Annotated in this window: 26 protein-coding genes, 1 tRNA gene and 2 pseudogenes; 8 read left to right on the top strand and 21 right to left on the bottom strand. The window is 64.9% G+C overall.

Annotated features, from left to right (window positions below):
- The first annotated feature begins 102 nt into the window (after window positions 1-102).
- Window positions 103-954: a pantoate--beta-alanine ligase gene (gene panC / locus ACRQ5Q_RS18980; protein ID WP_439368661.1), complete on the top strand. Its 852-nt coding sequence runs from the start codon at window positions 103-105 to the stop codon at window positions 952-954.
- Here panC and ACRQ5Q_RS18975 read toward each other — a convergent pair.
- From ACRQ5Q_RS18975 to ACRQ5Q_RS18955, 5 genes are all read right to left on the bottom strand, one after another.
- Entirely contained in the window at window positions 951-1,391 is a 441-nt protein-coding gene (locus ACRQ5Q_RS18975) for a DUF1489 family protein (protein ID WP_018647395.1), read from the bottom strand. The genes panC and ACRQ5Q_RS18975 overlap by 4 nt on opposite strands.
- A gap of 42 nt (window positions 1,392-1,433) precedes the next feature.
- The gene (locus ACRQ5Q_RS18970) at window positions 1,434-2,468 is read right to left on the bottom strand and encodes a hypothetical protein (protein ID WP_439399464.1); all 1,035 of its coding nucleotides are present in this window, start codon (window positions 2,466-2,468) and stop codon (window positions 1,434-1,436) included.
- A 156-nt stretch (window positions 2,469-2,624) separates the two neighbouring features.
- Window positions 2,625-2,828 (bottom strand): hypothetical protein, encoded by a 204-nt coding sequence (locus ACRQ5Q_RS18965; protein WP_018647393.1) that lies wholly within the window; start codon window positions 2,826-2,828, stop codon window positions 2,625-2,627.
- 188 nt (window positions 2,829-3,016) lie between these two features.
- Complete coding sequence (locus ACRQ5Q_RS18960) at window positions 3,017-3,382, bottom strand: YidB family protein (protein WP_439375629.1); 366 nt, start codon at window positions 3,380-3,382, stop codon at window positions 3,017-3,019.
- Between the two features lie 138 nt (window positions 3,383-3,520).
- On the bottom strand, window positions 3,521-4,183 hold the full coding sequence (locus ACRQ5Q_RS18955; protein ID WP_439399462.1) for a glutathione S-transferase family protein: 663 nt from the start codon (window positions 4,181-4,183) through the stop codon (window positions 3,521-3,523).
- 123 nt (window positions 4,184-4,306) lie between these two features.
- Between ACRQ5Q_RS18955 and ACRQ5Q_RS18950 the strand changes: the two genes are divergently transcribed.
- Window positions 4,307-5,026: a DUF599 domain-containing protein gene (locus ACRQ5Q_RS18950; protein ID WP_439399461.1), complete on the top strand. Its 720-nt coding sequence runs from the start codon at window positions 4,307-4,309 to the stop codon at window positions 5,024-5,026.
- A gap of 159 nt (window positions 5,027-5,185) precedes the next feature.
- On the opposite strand, the gene ACRQ5Q_RS18945 is transcribed toward ACRQ5Q_RS18950, so the two are convergent.
- From ACRQ5Q_RS18945 to mgtE, 4 genes are all read right to left on the bottom strand, one after another.
- Window positions 5,186-6,151, bottom strand: coding sequence for a hypothetical protein (locus ACRQ5Q_RS18945; protein WP_439399459.1), 966 nt, complete (start codon window positions 6,149-6,151; stop codon window positions 5,186-5,188).
- A gap of 49 nt (window positions 6,152-6,200) precedes the next feature.
- Window positions 6,201-7,019 (bottom strand): aldo/keto reductase, encoded by an 819-nt coding sequence (locus tag ACRQ5Q_RS18940; RefSeq protein ID WP_439368669.1) that lies wholly within the window; start codon window positions 7,017-7,019, stop codon window positions 6,201-6,203.
- Window positions 7,020-7,160: 141 nt separating this feature from the next.
- Complete coding sequence (locus ACRQ5Q_RS18935) at window positions 7,161-7,463, bottom strand: helix-turn-helix domain-containing protein (RefSeq protein WP_439368671.1); 303 nt, start codon at window positions 7,461-7,463, stop codon at window positions 7,161-7,163.
- A 207-nt stretch (window positions 7,464-7,670) separates the two neighbouring features.
- Window positions 7,671-9,089 carry a magnesium transporter gene (mgtE, locus tag ACRQ5Q_RS18930; protein WP_439368672.1) on the bottom strand — a complete coding sequence of 473 codons (1,419 nt, stop codon included), beginning with the start codon at window positions 9,087-9,089 and terminating at the stop codon, window positions 7,671-7,673.
- An 83-nt stretch (window positions 9,090-9,172) separates the two neighbouring features.
- Between mgtE and ACRQ5Q_RS18925 the strand changes: the two genes are divergently transcribed.
- Together ACRQ5Q_RS18925 and ACRQ5Q_RS18920 are read left to right on the top strand one after the other, a co-directional pair.
- Window positions 9,173-9,979: a polysaccharide deacetylase family protein gene (locus ACRQ5Q_RS18925; protein WP_439399457.1), complete on the top strand. Its 807-nt coding sequence runs from the start codon at window positions 9,173-9,175 to the stop codon at window positions 9,977-9,979.
- 158 nt (window positions 9,980-10,137) lie between these two features.
- Window positions 10,138-11,409, top strand: a complete 1,272-nt coding sequence (locus ACRQ5Q_RS18920; RefSeq protein WP_439399455.1) for a polysaccharide deacetylase family protein — start codon at window positions 10,138-10,140, stop codon at window positions 11,407-11,409.
- Window positions 11,410-11,414: 5 nt separating this feature from the next.
- Here ACRQ5Q_RS18920 and ACRQ5Q_RS18915 read toward each other — a convergent pair whose 3' ends face one another.
- Window positions 11,415-11,789, bottom strand: coding sequence for a hypothetical protein (locus ACRQ5Q_RS18915; protein ID WP_439399453.1), 375 nt, complete (start codon window positions 11,787-11,789; stop codon window positions 11,415-11,417).
- Window positions 11,790-12,061: 272 nt separating this feature from the next.
- Between ACRQ5Q_RS18915 and ACRQ5Q_RS18910 the strand changes: the two genes are divergently transcribed.
- On the top strand, window positions 12,062-12,319 hold the full coding sequence (locus ACRQ5Q_RS18910; protein ID WP_439368676.1) for a hypothetical protein: 258 nt from the start codon (window positions 12,062-12,064) through the stop codon (window positions 12,317-12,319).
- Between the two features lie 20 nt (window positions 12,320-12,339).
- Here ACRQ5Q_RS18910 and ACRQ5Q_RS18905 read toward each other — a convergent pair whose 3' ends face one another.
- The 8 genes and pseudogenes from ACRQ5Q_RS18905 to ACRQ5Q_RS18870 form a co-directional block, all read right to left on the bottom strand.
- Window positions 12,340-12,528, bottom strand: a complete 189-nt coding sequence (locus ACRQ5Q_RS18905; protein ID WP_439368677.1) for a hypothetical protein — start codon at window positions 12,526-12,528, stop codon at window positions 12,340-12,342.
- Window positions 12,529-12,541: 13 nt separating this feature from the next.
- Window positions 12,542-12,784: pseudogene (locus ACRQ5Q_RS18900) on the bottom strand (four-helix bundle copper-binding protein); the annotation flags it as partial.
- Window positions 12,785-12,889: 105 nt separating this feature from the next.
- Window positions 12,890-13,792 (bottom strand): NAD(P)/FAD-dependent oxidoreductase, encoded by a 903-nt coding sequence (locus tag ACRQ5Q_RS18895; protein ID WP_439368678.1) that lies wholly within the window; start codon window positions 13,790-13,792, stop codon window positions 12,890-12,892.
- The gene (locus ACRQ5Q_RS18890) at window positions 13,789-13,917 is read right to left on the bottom strand and encodes a hypothetical protein (RefSeq protein ID WP_439368679.1); all 129 of its coding nucleotides are present in this window, start codon (window positions 13,915-13,917) and stop codon (window positions 13,789-13,791) included. The genes ACRQ5Q_RS18895 and ACRQ5Q_RS18890 overlap by 4 nt, the downstream gene beginning before the upstream one ends.
- 1,038 nt (window positions 13,918-14,955) lie before the next feature.
- Window positions 14,956-15,759 (bottom strand): toll/interleukin-1 receptor domain-containing protein, encoded by an 804-nt coding sequence (locus tag ACRQ5Q_RS18885; RefSeq protein WP_439399451.1) that lies wholly within the window; start codon window positions 15,757-15,759, stop codon window positions 14,956-14,958.
- A 19-nt stretch (window positions 15,760-15,778) separates the two neighbouring features.
- A complete protein-coding gene (locus tag ACRQ5Q_RS18880; protein ID WP_439399449.1) occupies window positions 15,779-16,105 on the bottom strand; it encodes a hypothetical protein in 327 nt (108 codons plus the stop codon).
- Window positions 16,106-16,229: 124 nt separating this feature from the next.
- Window positions 16,230-16,314 (bottom strand) — tRNA-Leu (locus ACRQ5Q_RS18875).
- Between the two features lie 200 nt (window positions 16,315-16,514).
- Window positions 16,515-16,757, bottom strand: coding sequence for a FliM/FliN family flagellar motor switch protein (locus tag ACRQ5Q_RS18870; RefSeq protein WP_283042900.1), 243 nt, complete (start codon window positions 16,755-16,757; stop codon window positions 16,515-16,517).
- Window positions 16,758-16,838: 81 nt separating this feature from the next.
- Between ACRQ5Q_RS18870 and lipB the strand changes: the two genes are divergently transcribed.
- Both lipB and ACRQ5Q_RS18860 read left to right on the top strand, forming a co-directional pair.
- Window positions 16,839-17,588, top strand: a complete 750-nt coding sequence (gene lipB, locus ACRQ5Q_RS18865; RefSeq protein ID WP_439399447.1) for a lipoyl(octanoyl) transferase LipB — start codon at window positions 16,839-16,841, stop codon at window positions 17,586-17,588.
- A 196-nt stretch (window positions 17,589-17,784) separates the two neighbouring features.
- Window positions 17,785-17,949 (top strand): annotated as a pseudogene (locus tag ACRQ5Q_RS18860) (DNA helicase); the annotation flags it as partial.
- Window positions 17,950-18,079: 130 nt separating this feature from the next.
- Here ACRQ5Q_RS18860 and ACRQ5Q_RS18855 read toward each other — a convergent pair.
- Window positions 18,080-18,502, bottom strand: a complete 423-nt coding sequence (locus ACRQ5Q_RS18855) for a tautomerase family protein (protein ID WP_439368681.1) — start codon at window positions 18,500-18,502, stop codon at window positions 18,080-18,082.
- Between the two features lie 111 nt (window positions 18,503-18,613).
- Here ACRQ5Q_RS18855 and ACRQ5Q_RS18850 point away from each other — a divergent pair, with 111 nt between their 5' ends.
- On the top strand, window positions 18,614-19,465 hold the full coding sequence (locus tag ACRQ5Q_RS18850) for a LysR family transcriptional regulator (protein WP_439399445.1): 852 nt from the start codon (window positions 18,614-18,616) through the stop codon (window positions 19,463-19,465).
- Window positions 19,466-19,477: 12 nt separating this feature from the next.
- Here ACRQ5Q_RS18850 and ACRQ5Q_RS18845 read toward each other — a convergent pair whose 3' ends face one another.
- Window positions 19,478-20,914, bottom strand: coding sequence for a TIGR01777 family oxidoreductase (locus tag ACRQ5Q_RS18845; RefSeq protein ID WP_439399443.1), 1,437 nt, complete (start codon window positions 20,912-20,914; stop codon window positions 19,478-19,480).
- Entirely contained in the window at window positions 20,911-21,576 is a 666-nt protein-coding gene (locus ACRQ5Q_RS18840; RefSeq protein ID WP_439368685.1) for a DUF4166 domain-containing protein, read from the bottom strand. Before ACRQ5Q_RS18840 ends, ACRQ5Q_RS18845 begins: the two co-directional genes overlap by 4 nt.
- Window position 21,577: the final 1 nt, after the last annotated feature.

Raw genomic sequence — 21,577 nt, 5'->3', positions numbered from 1 at the left:
GTGCCGCGTCCGGGTGCATGGCGTCGACGACTGCCACTTGTTAAGGTTAGCCGGCCAGGCGTCGCGGCCTTCCCCGCTGATTTCCAACCCCGTCGAGTCCTGATGTCGTCAAGCCCTCTGATCGCCCGCACGGTCCCCGCACTCCGGCGCGCCGTCGACAATCTTCGCAAGCGAAAGGCCACGATAGCGCTGGTCCCGACCATGGGGGCGCTCCATGACGGGCATGTGTCGCTGGTGCGTCTCGCCAAGCGGCGGGCCAGCCGCGTCGTGGTGTCGATCTTCGTCAACCCGACCCAGTTCGCTCCGACCGAGGACTTCGGCGCCTATCCGCGCACCTGGAAGTCGGACATCGCCAGGCTCGCGGCCGAGGACGTCGACATTGTCTGGCATCCCGGCGTCGAGGCAATGTACCCGGAGGGCTTTGCCACCCGCATCGTGCCGGAGGGGCCGGCGCTCGCCGGCCTCGAGGACCGTTTCCGTCCGCACTTCTTCGGCGGCGTAGCCACCGTCGTCGGCAAGCTGTTCACGCAGTGCCGGCCGGATGTTGCGATCTTCGGCGAGAAGGACTTTCAGCAGCTGCGGGTGGTGACGCAGATGGCACGTGACCTCGACCTCGGCGTGAAGGTGATCGGCTCCCGCACCGTGCGCGAGCGTGACGGCCTCGCGATGTCATCGCGCAACGTCTACCTCTCGGCGGAGGAGCGGCAGACCGCGACCACGCTCTATCGCGCCATGAAGGAGAGCGCCGGCCGCATCCGTGGTGGCGAAGCCATCGCACCCGCGGTCGCGCGCGGCGCCGAGATGATCAAGGCGGCGGGCTTTGCGCTCGACTATTACGAGGCCCGCCATGCCGCGACGCTGGCACCCGTCACCTCGCGCAAGGACGGCCCGTTGCGGATCCTGGTCGCAGCCAAGCTCGGTACCACCCGGCTGATCGACAATATCGCGGTTTAGAGCAATCCGAGATCCCGTAGCTCGCGCCGCATCGGCTCCGGCATGGCCGCGATCGAGCCGGCGGCGGACTTGCCGAGATCGGCCGGCACGGAATCCTCGGTGAGATAGCGCCAGCCCTGGAACGGGCGCATCGGCCGCGGCGAGACCGAGATCACCTTCGGCTGCATCACGATCCGGCAGCGTCCGATGCCGTCCTTGTCGCGGAACGGCTCGATGCCGATGATCTTTTCGCGTGCCGCGATCTCCCCCTTGATGACCCAGTAGAGCGACCCGCCGGCGAGGATCTCGGCATCGCGCTTGGGTACCATGCGGGTGATGTGGATGTGATGTTGCGGCAGACCCTTCTTCTTGGCGGTCTGCATCCGTTCGGCCACCCACTCCTTCAATTCCTTGACGGAGTCGCAGCCGACGGCGAGCTTGATCAGATGGAGTGGCATGCCCCAGCATTAGCCGGGCAGCCACGCATTTGGAATGCCGAACTAATCTTTATCCGCAGCCGGAGCAGCCGGACCAGCCGGGCCAGCCGGAGCAGCCGGAGCAGCCGGAGCAGAAGCCGGCGGCGCGAGCGGAACCGGTGTTGCAGCGGGCGCACGCGCAGCCTTCGGCGCCGGCGGCTTCTTGGCAGCCGGTGCCGCGGGCGCGGCAGCCTGCGCGGAGGTCGCGGCCGGCGCGCGCGGCGCCGCTGCTGCGTTGGCGGCAGGCGCCGCCTGGCGCGAGGCCGCAGTGGGCGGCTCCGGATTCATGATGCTCACCGGAGGCGTGGACGAGGCGCTCGGGAACTCCGCATTGGTCGGCTTGCCCGTCGGCATCGACGGCGGCAACCCCGCGAGCGCGGCAGTGGCCGGCATGGCCGGCGACGGCACCGCCGCGGGCGCATTCCAGGTCGGGGCGTAGCGTGCGACCAGCGTGTCGTAGAGATGGGAATCCATGTTGGCGGCGACCTGCTGCTGATCGGTCAGCGAGCGGAAGGCGGCACAATCGGACTGCGTGCAGCCGTCCCGCGCGACCAGCACCTGCGCGAGAAGGCCGTAGCGGTCGCGCTCCAGCGACCTGCGCAGCACCTTGATGTCGAGCGTCAGGCTCTTGTCGGCGGTCGCGGCATCACCGAGTGCGGTGAGCCGGTCGATCCTGGCCGCGGTGTAGGCAACTGCAGCCGCCGCGGTGTCGGGTGCGCCGAACAGCACTCGCTCACAGCCAGCGGCCACGGCATCGCCGGCTAGTCCGTCGAGACAGGACAGGGCCGGCAGGCTCGGGACGAACGCGGCCTGTGCTCGCGACTGGGTCGGCGCGTCCTGCCCCGCCGTTCCATAGGCGTGAACCATGGCAGCCCCGGCGATCGCGATGGACAGCAGCGTAATCACCGTCAGCGCACCATTGGCGACCGACCTCTCGGCGCGCAGCAGCGTGATCATCAGGATCAATCCGAAGAATCCAGCCGCCACCAGCGTCATCCACATCGGAAGTGCCGGCGCGCGCCAGATTTGGTCGAGCGAAGTGGCCGATGCCCAGTTCATGCGCGATGTCCCCCTCACGCGAGCGAAGAGCAAATGGTCAAGCGAGCACCGCGACTCGGCAACTGCCCCGCCCCACCCTGTGAAGGCGAAGCGGGCCTTTTGACGGCGATCGGAGCAAATTCGTCCGCGACAGCAATGGGCGGTGTCGGCGGCGCGTCAGGACAGCGCCAGCTGACTTTCCTTGGCGACCCGTTCGAACGCTTCCGTCGAGCTCTTGATCCGGTACTGGCAGTCGTCGCCTTCCGTCGGCAGCAGGCGGATGACCTCGTACGAGCCGCTGGCAGCGGGGCGCGCGACGTTGCTGGCCGTGAACAGAACGCGCGTTCCAACGGGGAATTTGTGCTTCAACACCCTCTCCATTACTCAAACAACGCCTGCCTCGCCCATGGTCCCACTGCGATGGCCGGCCGGAAACCCGGGTGCTATATAGCATGCATGCGGCGTTTTTGACCAGCCTCATGCGAGCGCGGTGAATACACAAATTTTCAAGTCTTTTCAGGACGATAAGAGGGAGCCGGCGCCCACTTTGATACCGCTGGAACCAACCCCTAGGCGTTATGGGGCAGATGGCCTTGCGGGCTCGCCTGGTCGACAGCCTTGGGCAGCTCCTGGGCGAGGATCTCACCCAACTGGTCGACCGGGATATTGTAGCGTGCGGCGAGCTGGCGGACGGTGTCGTTGCCGAGCACCGCGCGGAGCTGGTCGGCCGAGATCGGCAGGTTCTGGCCGTTGCCCAGCCAGGATTTGACCTGGTCGCCGAAGCCGGCCTGCTGGAGTTTGGCGACGATCGTGCTGAGCCCGCCCTGGTTGTTGCTGCCGAGCACCTCGTTGAGCACGGCCGGCAGCACGGCGGCACCGAGCTGGCCGACGCTGCGCAGCGCGGGATTGTTTTCCAGCGAGTCCAGGATTCCCATGGCGTGCCTCTTCTTGCCGATCGTCCCGCGATTGAGCGCCGTCGTCTTGTGCATCGTCAAGCGGCGCCCGATCGCATTCCAGGCGAGCATGATTTATCGAAGAACCGGTACCCACTTCTTCGGATCATGCTCCGCCGGTCAGGCGTCCTCGAACTTCGCAATGACGAGCGTCTCGGCGATCCCCTCGCGCGTCCATTCCTGGAATGCCGGCAGCGCCATCATCGTATCCATGTAAGCCTTGGTGTCCGGAGCAACGTCGATCGCATAGGTGCGGAAGCGGTGCACGACCGGGGCATACATCGCATCGGCCGCGCCGAAGCGGCCGAACAGGAACGGTCCCTTGGCACCATAACGCGCCCGGCACTCGCGCCAGATCTCCTCGATGCGCGCGACGTTGGCCTTGGCGTCCGCCGACAGCGCTACGGAGCGGATCGGCCGGTGCAGGTTCATGCCGCACTCGCTGCGCAGCGGCACGAAGCCGGAATGCATCTCGGCGCAGACCGAACGGGCATGGGCGCGGGCCGCGGGATCGTCGGGCCACAGCTTCTTCTCCGGATAACGCTCGGCGATGTATTCGATGATGGCGAGCGAATCCCACACCGTCACGTCGCCATCGACCAGCACGGGCACCTTGCCGGCGCGGCTGAAGGACAGGATCTGCTCCTTGTCGGCGGGATTGTCGGTGTAGAGCGGGATCAGGGTCTCCACGAAAGGGATGTCGTTCGCGCGCAGCGCGAGCCAGGGCCGCATCGACCATGACGAGTAGTTCTTGTTGCCGATCGCGAGCTTGAGCGTTGCCATGTCACCAGTCCTTCCCGAGACGTCTTGAAGCGAGCTGCTTTTAACGCCATCGCATGCCGCCAATCAATCGTTGCTGCGCCCGGCCATGCGTGGCAATCGTTGCGATCTCTCTAGGAGCAACACATGAGCAGGCACTGGGTCGACATCACGGCGGTCGGCTTCTTCATCATCGAATGGGCGGCCTATGCCCTGACGCTGGAACACTCGGCCTATGGCCGCGACAGCCTGTCGGCGCGCATGAACCGCTATCGCGAGGTCTGGGTGCGCCGCCTGCTCGACCGCGAGACGCGCATGGTCGACATGCAGATCATGGCCTCGCTCCAGAACGGCACCGCCTTCTTCGCCTCCACCAGCCTGTTCGCACTCGGCGGCGCGCTGGCGCTGCTGCACGCGACCAACGACGCGATCACGATTCTGAGCAAGCTGCCGATCGACCTCAGCACCTCGCCCGCGATGTGGGAGCTGAAATGCGTCGGCCTCGTGCTGATCTGCGTCTACGCCTTCTTCAAGTTCGCCTGGGCCTATCGCCTGTTCAACTATGTCGCGATCCTGTTCGGCGGCATGCCGCCGGCCTCGCAACGCGATACGCCGGCGGCCGAAGCCCACGTCATACGCACCACGCGCGTGTTCGAATCCGCCGGCCGCCATTTCAACCGCGGCCAGCGCGCCTTCTTCTTCGCGCTCGGCTATCTCGGCTGGTTCGTCAGCCCCTGGGTGCTGTTCGTGACCACGGCCGCAGTCGTGGTCGTGACGTGGCGGCGCCAGTTCGCCTCCAGCGCCTGGGCGGCGATGGCGCCGGAGGCGGTGGATGGCGATACGGCGATGAAGAAGCGCGGCCGTTGAGCCCGGCTCTCTCCACCTCGTCATTGCGTGCGGAGCGAAGAAAATCCAGAGTCTATCCGCGGTGGGAATTCTGGATTGCTTCGCGGCGCTCGCAATGACGGTGTATGAGGAAGCAGCGCAATTCTCCTACGGCGTCACCGACGCGCGGGCTACGGTGGGCTACGACGCGAAATCCCGCGGCGAGAACGGCAGGTCCAATACCTTCCATTCCTCGTATTTGGCGGCCGGCAGCATCTTGTAGGGCTGGCAGGCCTGCAGCGCGCTCGTTGCGGACTTCACGATCGCAACGCCCTTCGCGGATGGCGGGGCTTCGAGCAGGATCGGCGGGCGCGCCAGCGTGCCATCGGTGGCGAACACCGTGCGCAGCTTGATGTGGACGTTGTCAGTCGGCTCGACCCCGGCTGGTAGCTTGGCGCAGCTCCTCAAATGACGGCGAAGCTCTGCGATGACCTCGGGCGGAAGCTTGGCAGCGATCGAATCCTTGGCGTCGCCGCCATCGTCCCTGGGCAGGTCACTCGGCAGTTCGGGCGGCAGCCCGAGCATGACGCCATATTTGACGGTGACGTCGGGCTCCGGCGCCTGATAGGCCGGCGGCGGCGCAGCCTGCGGCGGCTGCATCGCCAGTGGCGACGGTTGGGGCTGCGATTGCGGCAGTGGCTGCTGCGGCGGCAGTTGCGACGGCTGAGGCTGCGGTTGCGTCGGCTGTGGCTGTTGGGCCTGAGGCTGCGCGGTGGCCTCGCGTTGCTTGGGCGCCTGTGAGGGTTGCGGCTGTGGCTGTTTCTGCTCCGGCTCGGGCGACGCCTTCTGCTGCGACGATTGCGACGCGGCCTGCTGCTTGGCCGCAGGCTTCGGTGCCGTTTCCGCCTTGTCGGTAAAATCCAGCTTCGGCAGCTTCAGGTCGGGGAGCGGCTCCGGCGGCTTCTCCTTTGCTTCTTCCTTGGCCTTCTCTGCCTTGATCTCCTCCTGCTTCACCTGCTCCGCGGTGACGATGTCCACCGAAACGGACTCAGGTGCCGCGGCGTGAAAGGGACGGACCTCGCTGATCACGATGATCAGCGCCACCAGCGTCAGATGCGCGATCGCCGACGCTGCAATGTCCGTCCGTATGATCTTCCGCAGTTCCATCGCCCGGTCTTGGGTTGCCGCCCTGCTGTTAGCATACCGCGATCTCCTCTCAATCCCATTTCGGCGCGAAGCCGAAATCGGTCAGGCGGCCCTTGGGGCTGGCCAGCGCGGCGACCTGCGCCATCTCCTCGTCCGACAGCTCGAAATCGAAGATATCGATGTTCTCCGACAGGCGTTCGACGCGCGAGGTGCGCGGGATCGCAGCGACATTCTGTTGCAGCAGCCAGCGCAGGCACACCTGCGCCGACGTCTTGCGATGCGCGCGGCCGATGGTGGCGAGGGCCTGGTCGGACTTGATGCGGCCCTTGGCAATGGGACTGTAGGCGACCAGCGCGAGGCCGTGCTGGTCACAGGCCGCCCTCACCTTCGCCTGGTCGAGATAAGGATGATATTCGACCTGGTTGCAGACGAGCGGCTCTGATGACAGCGCAACCGCCTGCTCGATCAGCGCCACCGTGAAGTTGGAGACTCCGATGTGGCGGGCGAGGCCCATGCGCTTGGCATGCGAGAGCGCGCCCAGCGTCTCGGCCAGTGGTACGTGCGGATTGGGCCAGTGCAGCAGCAACAGATCGACCGTGGGAAGCCGCAGGCGCGCCAGACTCTCCTTGACCGAGCGCTCGAGATCGTGGGGCGCGAAACGGTTGGTCCAGACCTTCGTGGTCAGGAAGATGTCGTCGCGGCGCACGCCGGAGGCGCGCAAGCCGTCGCCGACCTCGCGCTCGTTGTCATAGACCTGGGCCGTGTCGATGTGGCGATAGCCGAGCCGCAGCGCCTGCTCGACCACGCGGGCGCAGGCGCGCCCTTCCAGTTCCCAGGTCCCTAGCCCGATTGCCGGAATCCTTGCGCCATTGGCCTCGACGAACAGCATGAGGAATCCTCTCTGTGACGCAGCCCCGGCCGACATTATGGACCTTACCCGTGGTGGTTGCCAACGGACGTCGGTGCCTGCGGCACGTATCTTCAGGGGCAATGCTAACAGGAGGTTCGCGCGACGCGTCAGGCCTCGAACTCAGACCTTGGCCAGCGCCTGGAACACGGTGTCGGGCGCATGCGCGATCACCGCGAGTAGCGCGCGGGCGGGTCCCCGCGGGGCGCGCTTGCCCTGCTCCCAGTTGCGGATGGTCTCGACGGGAACGCCGAGCTTGGCGGCGAACTCCATCTGGGTCAGGCAGGCGCGGCGCCGCAGGTCGCGCACCGCGAGCGAACTGGTGTCGCTTGACGCAGCATTGGCCGCCGGCTGGACCGGAAATTCCTGTCCGTCCCGCAACTCGACGATCCGTCCATCCGCCTTCAGCCGCAACCGCATGCCCATTCCCCCAAGCAGGGGCGATGATGCGGCAGGTCGCTTAAGGTGGGATTAAAGGCGCACCGCGCTTGCGGCACGAGGGTTGGGGTGCCCCCGCCGCCTCCTCCGTCATTGCGAGGAGCCTTGCGACGAAGCAATCCAGAATCCCTCCGCGGCGGCAGTCTGGATTGCTTCGCTTCGCCCGCCATGACGAGGAGAGAGCGTGCACCTCCCCTACTTCAACCCGAACCAGAGCGTCGCAATGCCGAGGAAGGAGAAGAAGCCGACCACATCCGTCACCGTGGTGACGAACGTGCCCGACGCCACCGCGGGGTCGGCCCTGACGCGTTCGAGTGCCATCGGGATCAGGATGCCGCCGAGCGCGCCGGCAACGAGGTTGCAGATGATGGCGAGCCCGATGACGATACCGAGGCCCGGGATCTTGAACCAGGCGACCGCGGCGATGCCCGTGATCACGGCGAAGGCAAGACCGTTGACAAGGCCGACGAGCGTCTCGCGCAGCACCACGCGCCACGCATTGGACGAGCCGAGCTCGCGGGTGGCGAGCGCGCGCACCGCGACCGTCATGGTCTGGGTCGCTGCATTGCCGCCCTGGCTCGCCACGATCGGCGCCAGCACCGCGAGCGCGACCATCTTCTCGAGCTGCCCCTCGAACAGGCCGAGCACGGAGGACGCCAGGAACGCGGTGGCGAGGTTCACCAGCAGCCAGTTGAAACGGCCGCGGGCGATGGTGAGGACCCTGTCCGACAGCTCTTCGTCGCTGGTGACGCCGCCGAGCGCCTTGAGGTCCTCGTCGGCCTCCTCCTCGATGACGTCCACGACGTCGTCGACTGTGATGACGCCGACGAGGCGATCCTGGGTGTCGAGCACGGGGGCCGCGACGAGATTGTACTTGCCGAACATGCGCGCCACCTCCTCCTGGTCCTCCAGGACGGAGACGCGGCGGCGGTCCTCGTCGGTGAGTTCAGCGAGCGGCACCGGACGGCGGGCGCGCAACAGCACGTCGAGGGGGACCGCGCCCTGCCAGTGCTGGTCCTTGTCGACGACGTAGATCTCGTAGAAGCGGTCGGGCAGGTCAGGCGTCTCGCGCATGTAGTCGATCGCCTGCCCCACGGTGAAATCCTGGGGCACGGCAATGAACTCGGTCTGCATGCGGCGACCGGCGGAATTTTCCGGATAGAGCAGGCTGCGCTCGAGCGCGACGCGCTCCTGCAGCGGCAGCTTTTCGAGGATCTCCTCCTGCTCGTCCTGGTCGAGGGTCTCCAGCAGCTCGACCGCGTCGTCGGATTCGAGCTCGCGGACGCCTTCGGCCACCGTCTCCGGCGGCAGCTCCTCGAGGATCTCCTCGCGCACGGCCTCGTCGACCTCGTTCAGCGCCGAGAAGTCGAAATCGCGCCCCGTGAGCTCGACCAGTCGGACGCGGTCGTCGGGCGCGAGAGCGCCGATCAGGTCGCCGAGGTCGGCCTCGTGCAGTTCGGCAACGCAGGCGCGCAGCGCGGCGCTGTCCCCGGCCTCGATCGCACGGGCAATTTCCGCGACGAACTCGTGACGAATTTCGCCGTCTTCATTGCGCATCGGCACGTGGTCGAGTACCGAATCCGCGGCGGGGGCACCGTCCATATGTTCATCCATGGCGCGCCTCGCCGTTTGACAGGTTGGAACGAGTCGTCTCAGCTGATCGTTCAGGCAATACCCACAAGGCAACTGCAAGCGCAATGGCAAAGATGCTTCGGCTGAAATGGATGTCGATATCGGCGGGCGCGGTCCTTGCGACACTCGCCGGCATGGCCTCGGCGGATGCTGCCGAGTGCCCACGCAAGGATGCGCTCGGCACGGCGCGCATCCTGAGCGTCGACGCCAGGACCACACCGCGCGTCGGCTTGAAGAACTTCCCGCAGACGCTGCCGCTCGCCGATCACGAGGTCGTGCTGACCTTCGACGACGGTCCGCATCCGCCGACGACGTCGAAGGTGCTGGCGGCGCTGGCGCAGGAATGCGTGCGCGCGACCTTCTTCCTGATCGGCCTGCACGCCTCAGAGCATCCCGAGATGGTCAAGCGGATCGCGCGCGAAGGCCACACCATCGGCCATCACACCTTCTCGCATCCATTCATGGCGCGGATCCCTTTCGACAAGGCCAAGAGCGAGATCGAGCGCGGCATCGCAGCCGACGAGCTGGCGCTGCACGGGGTGTCGACAACGACGCCCTCGACGCCGTTCTTTCGCTTCCCCTATTTCGAGGCGACGCAAGGACAGCTCGATCTGCTGCAGTCGCGCGGCATCGCCGTGTTCGGCGCCGACCTCTGGGCCAGCGACTGGAACGAGATGACGCCGGAGCAGGAGCTGAAGCTCGTCACGGAGCGCCTTGCCGCGAGCGGCAAGGGTATCATCCTCTTCCACGATCCCAAGGCGCGCACGGCGGCGATCATGCCGGCCTTCCTGCGGTATCTGAAGGAGAACGGGTTTCGCGTGGTTCACGTGGTCCCGGCCGGCACCCCCCAAAGGAATGCCGATGCGCGCTGATGCCGGAATGTCACGGCGGCGCAAAATGGGGTGATTTTGGCCCTATTAACACTCTGTTCATGCTACGGAATGCAAAGATGGAAGGGGACTTGCGCCTGAACCGTTCCAGTGCAGCTCCGACCTACAATGGCGGCAATTGATGAGGGCAGACCGGGTTGATGATCGGAAGTAGCGTTGTGGTTCGGACGCGATCGTGGATCGTCCTCTGTCTGGGTTTGCTGACAGTGGGCGCATCGGCGGCCTATGCGGCCGATTGCCCCGGCCATCCCGACGCGCTCGGCACATCCCGCACCCTCGTGGTCGACCCGCGCGAGCATCCGCGCATCGGCACCATGCAATACCGCGAGACGCTGCCCCTGAAGGATCACGAGGTCGTCCTGACCTTCGACGACGGTCCGCTGCCGAAATATTCCAACCAGGTCCTCAAGATGCTCGACGACGAGTGCATCAAGGCGACCTTCTTCATCATCGGCCAGCAGGCCAAGGCGAACCCGGAAGGCGTACGCAAGCTGGTGGCGGCGGGACACACCGTCGGCACCCACAGCATGACCCATCCGCTGACGTTCGACCGGATGGCGGTCGAGAAATATGAGCCCGAGATCAACGGCGGCATCGAGTGGACCTCGGCCGCGATGATCGACCCGTCAAAACTCGCGCCGTTCTTCCGCATTCCCGGCCTGATGCGCGCCGAGGGCGTCGAAAATTATCTGATCTCGCGCGGCATCCAGGTCTGGAGCGCCGATTTCCCGGCCGACGACTGGCGGCACGTGTCGTCCGATCGCGTCTATCAGCTCGCGATCCAGCGACTGGAGGCCAAGGGCAAGGGCATTTTGCTGCTGCACGACATCCAGGCGCGGACGGTTGCAGCGCTGCCGAAGATCATCCGCGACCTCAAGGCGCGCGGCTATCGCATCGTGCATGTGGTGCCGGCGACCGCGGACCGCCCGAAAACGCCGACTACACCGGTCGAATGGCTGCTGCATCCGCCGACCGAGACGACGCCGATCGCACGCTGGCCGGCCGTTCCGAATTTCGTGTTCACCGAGACCAGGACGCTGCCGGCGCCCGCGCTGGCCGACCTCAATGCGCAGGCCGAGCATCAGCCGCTGCTGCCAGGCCGGACCAAGGGGCAGACGGATATCGCATCCACCCTGCCCGTGCCCGGCCGCGATCTGTTTGCCATTCCGGAAGGCTCGGTCGAGGTACTGCTGTCCACGACCTTGTCGCGGCGCGCCGCGGCGCGGATGGCGATGGCCGCCGAGACCCCCGGCGCGGCCAAGGATAAGGCCGCAAAGGGCAAGGCCATCAAGCCGCACGCGGCTCGGACGGCGCATGCGGCGCCTGCCGCACCCAGGCATGCCGCGCAGGCCAAGAGCACTGCATCCAAGGGCACGGCGTCCCGCCCGAACAGCGTGAAGAAGCGCGCCTAAAGCGGTTATTGCCGCATGATCGCGGCGACGCAGAGCAGCACGATGAGCGCCAGGAAGAACAGGTCCATATAGGATTTGAGCTCGCCGTCGCGGCGCAGCCGCGCAACGTCGGCCACGATCTGCTTGCGCGCATTCGTTCCGCCCGAGCCGTCATTGATCGGGGCCTGGAGACGCTTCGTCTCGACCTCCAGCTTCTCGATCTTCTGGAAGAAGTAGAACGCTCGCAGCGTCGAGGCCGCGCGCATGCCGGCATAGACCAGCACCAGGATCGCGAGGATCGCCCGGTTCGGATACTTCTCCATGAAGTTCAGGCTGAAATAGACCACAGCCAGGAACGCGAAGTTGGTGACGAAGCGGTAGACGAAGCTGAGAAAGACCATACTGGCTTGTGCCTTGAGGGTGCGCAGGCGGAAGCGTGCTGCGAATGCGGGTCAATGGAGCCAGACCGGAACTGCCGGCTGGATCCCTGCAGGCGCCCGTCTACGCCAATAGTCGTTTCAACAAAGATACCGCAGCGCTGCAATTTGCCGCCTTTTGGCCACGCGCTGCCATAATGCAAGGGCGCGCCTGCCGGGCCGGGGGCGACGGCTCAATGGCGATTTGACGCAAGTCGCGTTAGAGTGGGCAGCGCCGCCATAGCTGGGGTCTGCCGATGCCGAAGAAGGGAATCACGGGCCACGACGAATGGGTTCTGACCGAGGCCCTCGCGACTGCGCTGGTCGCGCTGGAGCAGCTCGCGCCGAAGCACCAGCCGACCGCGCATATGGACGACATCCGCAAGATGCTCGCGAACGGCAAGGAGCCGGCGGCAGTGAGCCTGCACCTCGCCCAGGCCAAATGCCGCCTGTTTCCCGACATGGATCCGCTGGAGATCTACAAGGAGTACGGCATCGGCGAGGAATACGGCTAAACGAGGCCCACCCGCGCGAGCTAGGGTCCGCCCGCAACCGATCCCGCGATCACCATGACCAAAGCGGCAAGATCGATCTTGCCGTTGACGGTCAGCTGTTCCGAGCGGTTCGCCTCGCTCGCGCCCTGGACCTCGAGAGCTTGCGGCCGGTCGGCCGCCTGGCGTTCCAGTTCGCCGATGATGGCTTCCTTGAGCTTGTCTTCCAGCATGGGCATCGGCTCAGGCCGCTTCGCTGCAGATCTCGGCGCATTCGCCGCAAGCATGCCGATGATGCGGCGTGTTGATCAGCATGAAATGCGCGGCTGTCCGGCACATTTCTGCGCAGGCCATCATCAGGCGAAAATGGCTGGGCTCGACGTGCCTGCCGCCGGTCTCGAGGCAATGGTTCATCGCGGTGCCGAGGCAGCTCTGGTAGCAGCTCATGCACTGCGCGATGCAGCGCCTGATGTCTTCCAATTGCGCCATGCGGTCTCTCCAGATCGTGCAGACGTCGTCCTCGCCCGCTCAACCAAGGCCAGCCACCGCGCTTGGTTCCTGGTTGCCGCGATTGTGAGACTTGACCGAGGTCAGTCACGCCAGGCGCCGCGGCAGGCCGTGATGGATCGCGCAGGCGGCAACCGCCGCGTGGCCGAACGCGACCGAGATCTGATGCAGGTCGGTGACGACGTCGCCGATGCCAAAGAGCCCATCGACCGAGGTGCGCTGGTGGTCGTCGACTTTGAGATAGCCCTCCCCGGTATGCTCGGCGCCCAACGACATCGCGAGCTGCGAGCGCACTTGCGCTCCCATCGCGGGATAGACGACGTCGAAGCGCGCCGTCCGGCCGCCGGCGAAGACGGCTTCCAGGCTGTCGTCGCTCCGTCGCAAACGCAGGTCGGGCGCGGCCATGACCTGGACCCCCGCCTCGGCCAGTTCTGATGTTGCGGCCGTCTCTTCATCCCACCGGGTTGCGAGCAGCGTCACGTCGCGCGAGTAGCCGCGCAGGAACAGCGCCTTGCCGGCGGCACGGTGAAGCGGTCCGATGACACCGATGCGGCGGCCGCTCGCCTCGAACGCGTCGCAGACCGGACAGTAGCGCAACAGACCTTCGGCGACAGCGGCACGCCATTGCTCGAACGGTGGATGGGTATCGACGATCCCGCAGGCGAGAATGATGGTGGCGGCGCCGTGCGCGCCGCCGTTCCAGCTCGCCCGAAAAACGTGGTCGTGACGCTGCAACGCCGTGACCTCGGCCTTAATGCGCATAACGGCAAGATCGTCCAGTTGCGCCGACATGCGCGCGATCAACTCGTCACCGGACAGGCCATGCACGAAGCCGGGGACATTATGACTGCGTGGAATCAGTGCGGCCCGGCTCGCACCCGCGTCCACGACGCCGACTCGGCGACGGAAGCGCGCCAGATAGATCGCCGCCATCAACCCTGCCGGGCCGCCCCCGATGATGAGGCAATCGAACGCCTGCGTGCCGCTCATTTGGAGGGTGGATCCCGAAGCGTTGCGCCGGCCTCCTCGAGGCTTCTCATCGCTGCGCGCGTGGCCTTTCGCTCCAACGCCAGGCTGACCGGCCGAATTCCATCGCGCAAGTCGATCACCATCATGCCGGCTCCTCCTCGGATCGATCCCCTGTGACCAACCTTGAGGTGCGGCTCGCGGTTCCAAGCTCGACGAACCGGGCTGCGGGCCGCGATCATCACCCATGTCCGCCGTAACTTCGTCCGAGATCAATCGTGCTGCGTGTCAGCGTGTGTTTGACCTGCGAGCTAATCGACCGAGCGCGGTTGAGGAGGTCGTGAACGTCCAGATCAAGCGCGCTTATCGAGACGCCTGGCATGAGACGCTTCCTACATTGCTCGCACGTGATCGCGATATCGAGATGTGGGAGCCGCTCTGTTAGGCGCCGCCGAACGAGCGGCCGCGCAGGATCTGGCGACATCATCAGAGGGTTTGAGGGTATGCGTCGCACAGACTGGCGATCGACCATCTCAATCAGGCGCCCGAAAGCGATTGCGACAAGATCGATTGGGGACCGCCGCCGCGCCAGGCTGCCGTGGCCAATCCCGGCACAAAAGGATTGGTTGAGTCGCTTCGCCCGGAGGCATCTCTCCGACGCCGCCACTTTCGTGATCAGATCATTGATTTCATCTGCGAGAGCATTCGGCACAAACAGGCCGCTACGTCGGCTCACGCGGCGCGATCCGCGATATGGTGCGCTCGGAGGATGACTCACAACTTAACAGAATCAATGAGTTACAATGGTCTTACCGACCGAAACGCTCGTTGATTTTGTAAAGCTTTCTTCCGAGATGGTCTTACCTCTTGGCGAGCGCGAGCACTCGGACTGACTACTGGAAATCCACTTCGGAGACGATCGATTCATGCGATGGAAATACAAGGTGATTGCCTTGAGCGGTGACGCCAACGCTAGCACCAAACACCTGACAAGCCTCGGGATACACGGTTGGGAGCTTGTTGCCGTAAAGAGAAACGACAAATCCCTCTTCGCGTTTCTCAAAATGGAAGCCGAAGACACGGCCGTCATCAAGCTTTGATCCGCGGCTTAAGTTTCACGAAGGTTACATAGTCACGGCGTTACTTGGGAATAACTCCGAGTTTCACGGAAGGTACACGAGAGTCTATCAGGACGCCGGGGGCAACCTCGGGATCGACGCGGAATCGACGAAGTGAAGGTCACCCTCTTGGCCGCCTCCGAAGCTCAATTGCCCCTGCAAGGGCATATCGAACGTGACATACAACGCGTTCAATGCATCAATGGCATGATAGGCCGCCGTATAGATCCACTGGCCATCCTTTGACTCGCCTGACCCGGAACTGACCATGCCTGACAGAGTAGGATGTCCACTGGGACCAGGCATCACTGACTCCACTTTCATGGGTCCTGATTTCGGTACCCCGACCACGCCTGGGTACCAACGACCGCTGCGCGGGCGCACTTCTAGTATCTCCTTTCCGTCTACTTGATGGACGCAAGCGACGAAGCGGGCGACAGTTTGTGCCGCTGCAACCGGACGCCTTTTTTCCACGCCATCGGCAACAAGGCGAGCCCAATTGGACTGGCGAAGATTCACATAAAGCCGAGTGGCGATCGCTGACGGAATCATTGCCCGATCGATTGGCGCAGGAAATATGCCGATCAATGGGAAGTCGCTGCCGCGGGTCCTCAAAGCTCTGTCGAGTGCGTAAGCCAATTCCTCTAAGCACGGTTCGCTTCTCAAGCTGTTTTCAGTCACCAAAATTGCCCAGCCGTCGGTTTGCGGATCAGAAATGCCTTGATCGATTTGTGTCCATAGCCTTTGACCCGGAATGATGTGGGCCCGATCAAATCCCACCTCCAATCCTACGCGCCGAAGCTCCTGTACAACGTGGTCCACATCTTGGTCTTCATTGTCCTTCCAAGCATACGTCAGCCAAAGCTTTGCCATCCGTGAATACCCTTCAACCTCAGTTCTCGCTTCTTCTAGGAAATCGTATCACTTCGCCCGTGTGGGCATCAGCCTTGGGAACGACGTTCTCTTCGTAGACCTCATCGTCTTCATCGACCTCGATCAGCGCAATGCTTGCGAAGGGCAAAACCGTATGCGCCCCGTCAGCGTCAATGAACTCAAGCGAGTCCTGATGCAGCAGCAGTCCGTCCTCCTTCGGTACAAACGTGTCTTCTCTTTCTTTCGCCGTCAGGACCAACACGCACTTGCCGGCACTCGCGGCGCACTTTTGGATGAGTCGGGCAAGCACCTCCCGAATACTTTCAGGAACAGGTTCTTTGGTCACAAATCTACCCTCGCTACGGATGCGTAGCCATACTGCCACAATTTATAGTTAAAAGGTTTCGTGGAAGTAACCAGCAAATGGTAAGACCAGAAATAGTATAACTATTTCAATTACTTACGCGGATTGGTGCGCTCGGAGGGACTCGAACCCCCACGGTGTTACCCACTGCCACCTCAAGGCAGCGCGTCTACCAGTTCCGCCACGAGCGCTAGGAGATGCCGGCCTGAGGTCGTTCGGGTGGCCGGATCAGCGGCGCCGATCTAACAAATCCACCAGGGGGATACAAGCCTGCAAAAGCCCTGAATTCCACAAGCTTGGCATGAAAAACGCCGCGCTCCCCAGGAGATCGGCCTTATCGGATACCCAGGTCGCTACCGCTTGCCCGCCCCTTGCCGTGTAACCCGGGGCCTTACCGGGTCCCCGGCGAGCGCGGCAGCATCTGCTTGACCTCGACCGCGATCCGGTTGCGGTCGACCAGCACGACGCCGGAGGCAACCGGGAGGTTGTTGGCGAGAACCTTGACCTCGTCGGCCTCGGTTGCGTCCAGCTCGATGATGGCGCCGCGGGAAAGACGTAATACTTGATGGATCGGCATCGTGGTCGTCCCGAGGACGACCATGAGATCCACGCTGACTTTATCGAGAGTGGGCACTGTCAGAACCGCCGCAACTTGGGACTTGCGCCAGAGGCTTGGCATTTGCTCCCGGGATCATCACCACGTTATGGTTAGCCAATGGTTAATTCGCCCCAAAACCCCCGCCAAAACCCACGTCAAGACCTCGATTTGACGTGGTTTTCCGCCTCCGGCGGCGATCCCGTCGAATGGCGAATCTCGGACGCGCCGGTGCCCTATCCGGATGCGGTGGCCGCCATGGAGGCGCGCGTCGCGGCCATTGCGGCGGGCGAGGCGCCGGAACTGGTCTGGCTGCTCGAGCACCCCCCGCTCTACACCTCCGGCACCTCGGGCAAGGAAAGCGACCTGCTCGATGCCCGATTCCCGACCTTCGCCACCGGGCGCGGCGGCCAGCTCACCTATCACGGGCCAGGCCAGCGGGTGGCCTACATCATGCTCGACCTCAAGCGCCGCCGGCCGGACGTGCGGGCCTATGTCGCCAGCCTGGAGGAGTTGATCCTGAAGACGCTCGCCGCCTTCAACGTCCGCGGTGAACGGCGCGAGGACCGAGTCGGCGTCTGGGTGAAGAGGCCCGACAAGGGGCCCGACTACGAGGACAAGATCGCGGCGATCGGTGTCCGGCTGAAGCGATGGGTGTCGTTCCACGGCATCGCCATCAATGTCGAGCCGGAGCTGTCGCATTTCGCCGGCATCGTGCCCTGCGGCGTCAGCGACGCCCGCTACGGCGTCACCTCGCTGGTCGATCTCGGTCAGCTGGTGACCATGACCGATGTCGATATCGCGCTGCGCCAGGCATTCGAGGAGCTGTTCGGGCCGACCCGCGCGCTGCTGCCAGAGGCGGCCGTCTGACCTTTCCTGCTCGCCGTAACTGGCTCTCGTTCTCCGAGGCTGCGGAATCAGCTATCCTTGTTTCGGTGCCGCCCACGCCTCCCCCCTCCGCCGGGAAAGCAGACTTCATGCCGGGCGAGTTGATCATCGGCCGACTGTTCGAGCGCCAGGCATAAGGAGGGGTTGCGATCCATGCTCGCAATGGGAGGTTTTCACGATGAAACTGTCTGCGCCCATCTACCATCTGAAGCGCAAGGCAAAGCGCCTGTCGCGCGAAGCCAGCATTCCGCTCCACGACGCGCTTGACCGCGTCGCTGCGACGGAAGGGTTTTCGGCCTGGAGCATGCTCGCGGCGAAAGCCGCCGCCGCACTGACGCCGGCGATGTCCGCTTGCCGAACCCCTGAGACTGTTCGACAAGACGTGCTTCATCAACAACGCCGAGGTGCAGTTCCGCGCCGCAAGCTGATGGCCTCAGGCCGCGGGTGAGATCGTTCAGCCGCGGCCTGCAACATCACGCCGCCTCCAGCGCAACCTCGAGCTTGCCGGCGATGTAGCGCCGCTCCTGCGTCAGGCCGCCGAAACCGTAGGCATCGCCTCTGACCTCGTCGACATGCAGGTAGGTCTCGGGATGCAGCGGGCCCAAAATCCCGGCCATGCGCTTGAACATGGCTGCGAGATAAGCCGCCTTCTCGTCCTTGGTGTTGGTGCCCTCGGTGACGTGGATGTCGATCCAGTAGCTGGCGAGCTTCTGTTCGGCGAGCGACTTGCCGCCGGCGAACCAGTCGCCGGGATCGACGGACTTCACGATGATCGCGGTCACCTTGGGATCCTTGTGCAATATCTCGGCGGTGAGCTCGGACACCGCGTTCGCGATGTCGGCCGTGAGCGAGGGCGACTGGCGGGAGGTGGTGTAGGACACAGTGATCAGGGGCATGGTCTTTCTCCTCGATTGCCGCGGCATTTCCTGCAGCGTTGGTGAGAAACTAGACCTCCGGCTGTCATTTTGGTATCTTATCTATGTTGATAACAGTGATAATGATTTGTAATGACAACCACGCTCGACATCGCCACCGTCCAGGCCTTCCTTCTGGTCGCCGACCTCCAGAGTTTTACGCGCGCCGCCGAGGCGCTCGGCGGCACGCAAGCGGCCGTCAGCCTGAAGCTGCAGCGGCTGGAGACACTGCTGGGAAAACGTCTCGTCGAACGCTCGCCACGCGCGGTCCGGCTGACCGCCGAGGGCGCCGCGTTCCTCGATCGCGCCCGCGCGCTGATGGAGGCGCATGATCGCGCGCTCTCGGGCGAAGCTTCAGCCGCCCAGTCGCTCTCGCTCGGCATCTCCGATCACGCTGCCGGCCCCGAGCTGGTGCCGCTGCTCGAACGCCTGCACGCGATGTCCTCAAACCTCACCCTCGCCGTCACGATCGGCTTCTCGCGCGAGATGCAGGACGCCTATGACGCGGGCGAGCTGGATGCGGTGATCATCCGCCAGGAAGGCAGCCGCCGCGGCGGCGAGAAGCTGGCCGAAGACGAGTTCGGCTGGTTCGCGTCACGGCGCTTCACCCTGCCGAAGGGTGAGCCGCTGCCGCTCGCGACCCTCGCCCCGCCCTGCGGGGTGCGCGCCGTCGCCGTGCGCGCGCTCGACAAGGCCGGCCTCGCCTGGCGCGAGCGCTTTGTCGGCGGCGGCGTCACCGCGGTGGTCGCCGCCGCGCTGGCGGGACTTGCGATTGCACCGCTGGCGCGGCGGATCGCGCCGTCCGGTCTGGTCGACATCGGTCCTGCGCACAGGCTGCCGAAGCTCGGCAGCTCCAAGGTAATGCTGCATTCGAAGGTCAGCGCCCCCGCCAAGCTGGCCGCGCTACGCGCGGTGGCCGCGACGTTCAAGAGCGCCGCCGCTTGACGCTGCGAGCGCCTACAAGATCGCCTCGAACGCGCTGCGCAATGTCTTATGGCGGAACACGAAGCCACGGCTCAGCGCCTTGTTCGGCAGCACGCGCTGACCGCCCAGCAACAGCTCGTCGGCAAAGCTGCCGCCGATCCGGCGCAGCAGGCCGCCGGGAATGCGGAACACCGCGGGCCGGTGCAGGCGGCGGCCGAGCTCTTCGGTGAACCTTGCGTTGGTGACGGGGATCGGCGCCGTGGCGTTGACGGGACCACCGAGATCGGGCGTTGCGATCACATAGGCGATCAGCCGGATCAGATCGTCGCGCTCGATCCAGGACATCCATTGCCGCCCGGTGCCGAGCGGACCGCCGAGGCCGAACTCGAACGGCGTCAGCATGCGCGTGATGAAGCCGCCTTCGGTGCCGAGCACGAGGCCGATGCGCAAATAGACCACGCGGACGCCAAGCTCCTCCGCCGGCCGCGCCGCCGTTTCCCAGGCCGCGCACAGCTCGTGGCTGAAGCAGGCATGTGACTTCGCCGATTCCGTCAGCACCTGGTCGGCCCACAGGCCGTACCAGCCGATCGCGGAGCCGCTGACCAGCACCTCGGGCTTGCGCTCCAGCCGCGCGATCAGCTTGACCACTTCGCCGGTCATGTCGACGCGTGAGCCGACGATCCTCGCGCGCTTTGCCTCGGTCCAAAGACCGTTGCCGATCGGCTCGCCGGCGAGATTGACGATGGCATCGATTGGCGTGTCCGCGGCGAGCTGATCGAGGCTGGTGATCAGCGTCACCGGCGGCAGCAGCATCTCGGCCTTCACGGGATTGCGGATCAGCGCGATGACGTGATGCCCTGCCCCGCTGAGGCTCGCGGCGAGCCGGCTGCCGATGAAGCCGGTCGCGCCAGTGATCAGCACGGTCTTGCGGCCGTGCAGCTTCTCGACGAGTCCGGCCGCCGGAACGCTCCGCATCCGGCCGAGCCGGCGCATCGCCGCAAAATCCCTGAGGCCGCACAGCGCCGCGCCGACCGCGCAGGCACTGGCGGCCATGCTGAGCAGAGCGTGATTGACGACGGTCACGCCGACGGGCTGCATCGCCCAGGCGATCAGCACCGGCAGCAGCAGCACGAGGATGGCGCCGTAGTTGATCGCCAGCAGCGTGTGATTGATGCGCTCGCTTGGCGGCAGCTTTCGGCTCAGATCCTCCTCGACGAAATCCATCAGCGTGATGACGATCTCGGCGATCAGCACGGCGGCCATCAAGAGCGCCAGCAAGCCGTAAACCTCGAGCCAGCCGAGCAGCAGGAACAATAGCGCATAGAGAATGTTGCGGATGCCGTGCAGCTTCAGCTCGAAACGCTGCGACACCCGCCAAGCCAGGCGCTCGGTGAATGCGTGGTGATAGAAGGTGTCGAACGCGCCCATCACGATCTGGACCGCGATGAGAGTCCACAACAGCGGCGTCATGATACGGCCTCCCTGAAGACGGCGGACTGGTGGATCAGCGCGCCGTAGCGCGGGTGAGTGACATCAAGAGTGAAGCGGAAGGCGCCCCAGCCGAGATCCGTATGCGTCACCGTGAGGTCGCCCGGCGTGAGCGATTGCGGCAGCGGAATCCAAAGCCGTCCGAGCTGGAGGCCGTAACCGGCGCTGCGGAAGGTCAGCGCCTGTCCCTCGACCGCAATGCGTAGCGCCATCGACACGCCGAAGCCGACATATTCCTGGAGTCCGGTAGGGCCGGCGAAGCATTTTGCCGAATGGATCACCCGCGGAAAGCCGCGCTTGCGCGCGCAGATGCGCGTCCAGGTCTGGCCGCCGGTGGCGCCGTCCTCGGTAACGGTCACGATCATGGGCACGCCGGTGTCGCGGCCGGTCGGCAATGGCCCGCCGATCAGCCGTGCGGCCTGCGCGATCCACCAGCCGATATCGCTGAAGGTGACCTCGTCGACGACACCGACATAGATCACGCTGTCACCATCGTCGACCCGCTTGGAAAACCGCCGCCAGGTCGCGAGCGGCAGGCGGCCCCAATCCTCGTCCGGCAACAGCGCACGGAAGCGGCGATCGTCGAGCAGTCTGGTGTGAGCGGAGGGAGATGCGCCTAAGCCTGGTAATCGAGCCGACGTCATC

The sequence above is a fragment of the Bradyrhizobium sp. PMVTL-01 genome, assembly GCF_051861855.1.
Classification (GTDB): domain Bacteria; phylum Pseudomonadota; class Alphaproteobacteria; order Rhizobiales; family Xanthobacteraceae; genus Bradyrhizobium.
This window is presented reverse-complemented; position numbering and strand designations above follow the sequence as displayed.

Excerpts from the sequence above, each read along its gene's own strand:
- panC (WP_439368661.1), top strand. The coding sequence starts at position 103 with ATGTCGTCAAGCCCTCTGATCGCCCGCACGGTCCCCGCACTCCGGCGC.
- ACRQ5Q_RS18975 (WP_018647395.1), bottom strand. The coding sequence starts at position 1,391 with ATGCCACTCCATCTGATCAAGCTCGCCGTCGGCTGCGACTCCGTCAAG.
- ACRQ5Q_RS18970 (WP_439399464.1), bottom strand. The coding sequence starts at position 2,468 with ATGAACTGGGCATCGGCCACTTCGCTCGACCAAATCTGGCGCGCGCCG.
- ACRQ5Q_RS18965 (WP_018647393.1), bottom strand. The coding sequence starts at position 2,828 with ATGGAGAGGGTGTTGAAGCACAAATTCCCCGTTGGAACGCGCGTTCTG.
- ACRQ5Q_RS18960 (WP_439375629.1), bottom strand. The coding sequence starts at position 3,382 with ATGGGAATCCTGGACTCGCTGGAAAACAATCCCGCGCTGCGCAGCGTC.
- ACRQ5Q_RS18955 (WP_439399462.1), bottom strand. The coding sequence starts at position 4,183 with ATGGCAACGCTCAAGCTCGCGATCGGCAACAAGAACTACTCGTCATGG.
- ACRQ5Q_RS18950 (WP_439399461.1), top strand. The coding sequence starts at position 4,307 with ATGAGCAGGCACTGGGTCGACATCACGGCGGTCGGCTTCTTCATCATC.
- ACRQ5Q_RS18945 (WP_439399459.1), bottom strand. The coding sequence starts at position 6,151 with ATGGAACTGCGGAAGATCATACGGACGGACATTGCAGCGTCGGCGATC.
- ACRQ5Q_RS18940 (WP_439368669.1), bottom strand. The coding sequence starts at position 7,019 with ATGCTGTTCGTCGAGGCCAATGGCGCAAGGATTCCGGCAATCGGGCTA.
- ACRQ5Q_RS18935 (WP_439368671.1), bottom strand. The coding sequence starts at position 7,463 with ATGGGCATGCGGTTGCGGCTGAAGGCGGATGGACGGATCGTCGAGTTG.
- mgtE (WP_439368672.1), bottom strand. The coding sequence starts at position 9,089 with ATGGATGAACATATGGACGGTGCCCCCGCCGCGGATTCGGTACTCGAC.
- ACRQ5Q_RS18925 (WP_439399457.1), top strand. The coding sequence starts at position 9,173 with ATGGCAAAGATGCTTCGGCTGAAATGGATGTCGATATCGGCGGGCGCG.
- ACRQ5Q_RS18920 (WP_439399455.1), top strand. The coding sequence starts at position 10,138 with ATGATCGGAAGTAGCGTTGTGGTTCGGACGCGATCGTGGATCGTCCTC.
- ACRQ5Q_RS18915 (WP_439399453.1), bottom strand. The coding sequence starts at position 11,789 with ATGGTCTTTCTCAGCTTCGTCTACCGCTTCGTCACCAACTTCGCGTTC.
- ACRQ5Q_RS18910 (WP_439368676.1), top strand. The coding sequence starts at position 12,062 with ATGCCGAAGAAGGGAATCACGGGCCACGACGAATGGGTTCTGACCGAG.
- ACRQ5Q_RS18905 (WP_439368677.1), bottom strand. The coding sequence starts at position 12,528 with ATGCTGGAAGACAAGCTCAAGGAAGCCATCATCGGCGAACTGGAACGC.
- ACRQ5Q_RS18895 (WP_439368678.1), bottom strand. The coding sequence starts at position 13,792 with ATGAGCGGCACGCAGGCGTTCGATTGCCTCATCATCGGGGGCGGCCCG.
- ACRQ5Q_RS18890 (WP_439368679.1), bottom strand. The coding sequence starts at position 13,917 with ATGATGGTGATCGACTTGCGCGATGGAATTCGGCCGGTCAGCCTGGCG.
- ACRQ5Q_RS18885 (WP_439399451.1), bottom strand. The coding sequence starts at position 15,759 with ATGGCAAAGCTTTGGCTGACGTATGCTTGGAAGGACAATGAAGACCAA.
- lipB (WP_439399447.1), top strand. The coding sequence starts at position 16,839 with ATGGTTAATTCGCCCCAAAACCCCCGCCAAAACCCACGTCAAGACCTC.
- ACRQ5Q_RS18855 (WP_439368681.1), bottom strand. The coding sequence starts at position 18,502 with ATGCCCCTGATCACTGTGTCCTACACCACCTCCCGCCAGTCGCCCTCG.
- ACRQ5Q_RS18850 (WP_439399445.1), top strand. The coding sequence starts at position 18,614 with ATGACAACCACGCTCGACATCGCCACCGTCCAGGCCTTCCTTCTGGTC.
- ACRQ5Q_RS18845 (WP_439399443.1), bottom strand. The coding sequence starts at position 20,914 with ATGACGCCGCTGTTGTGGACTCTCATCGCGGTCCAGATCGTGATGGGC.
- ACRQ5Q_RS18840 (WP_439368685.1), bottom strand. The coding sequence starts at position 21,576 with ATGACGTCGGCTCGATTACCAGGCTTAGGCGCATCTCCCTCCGCTCAC.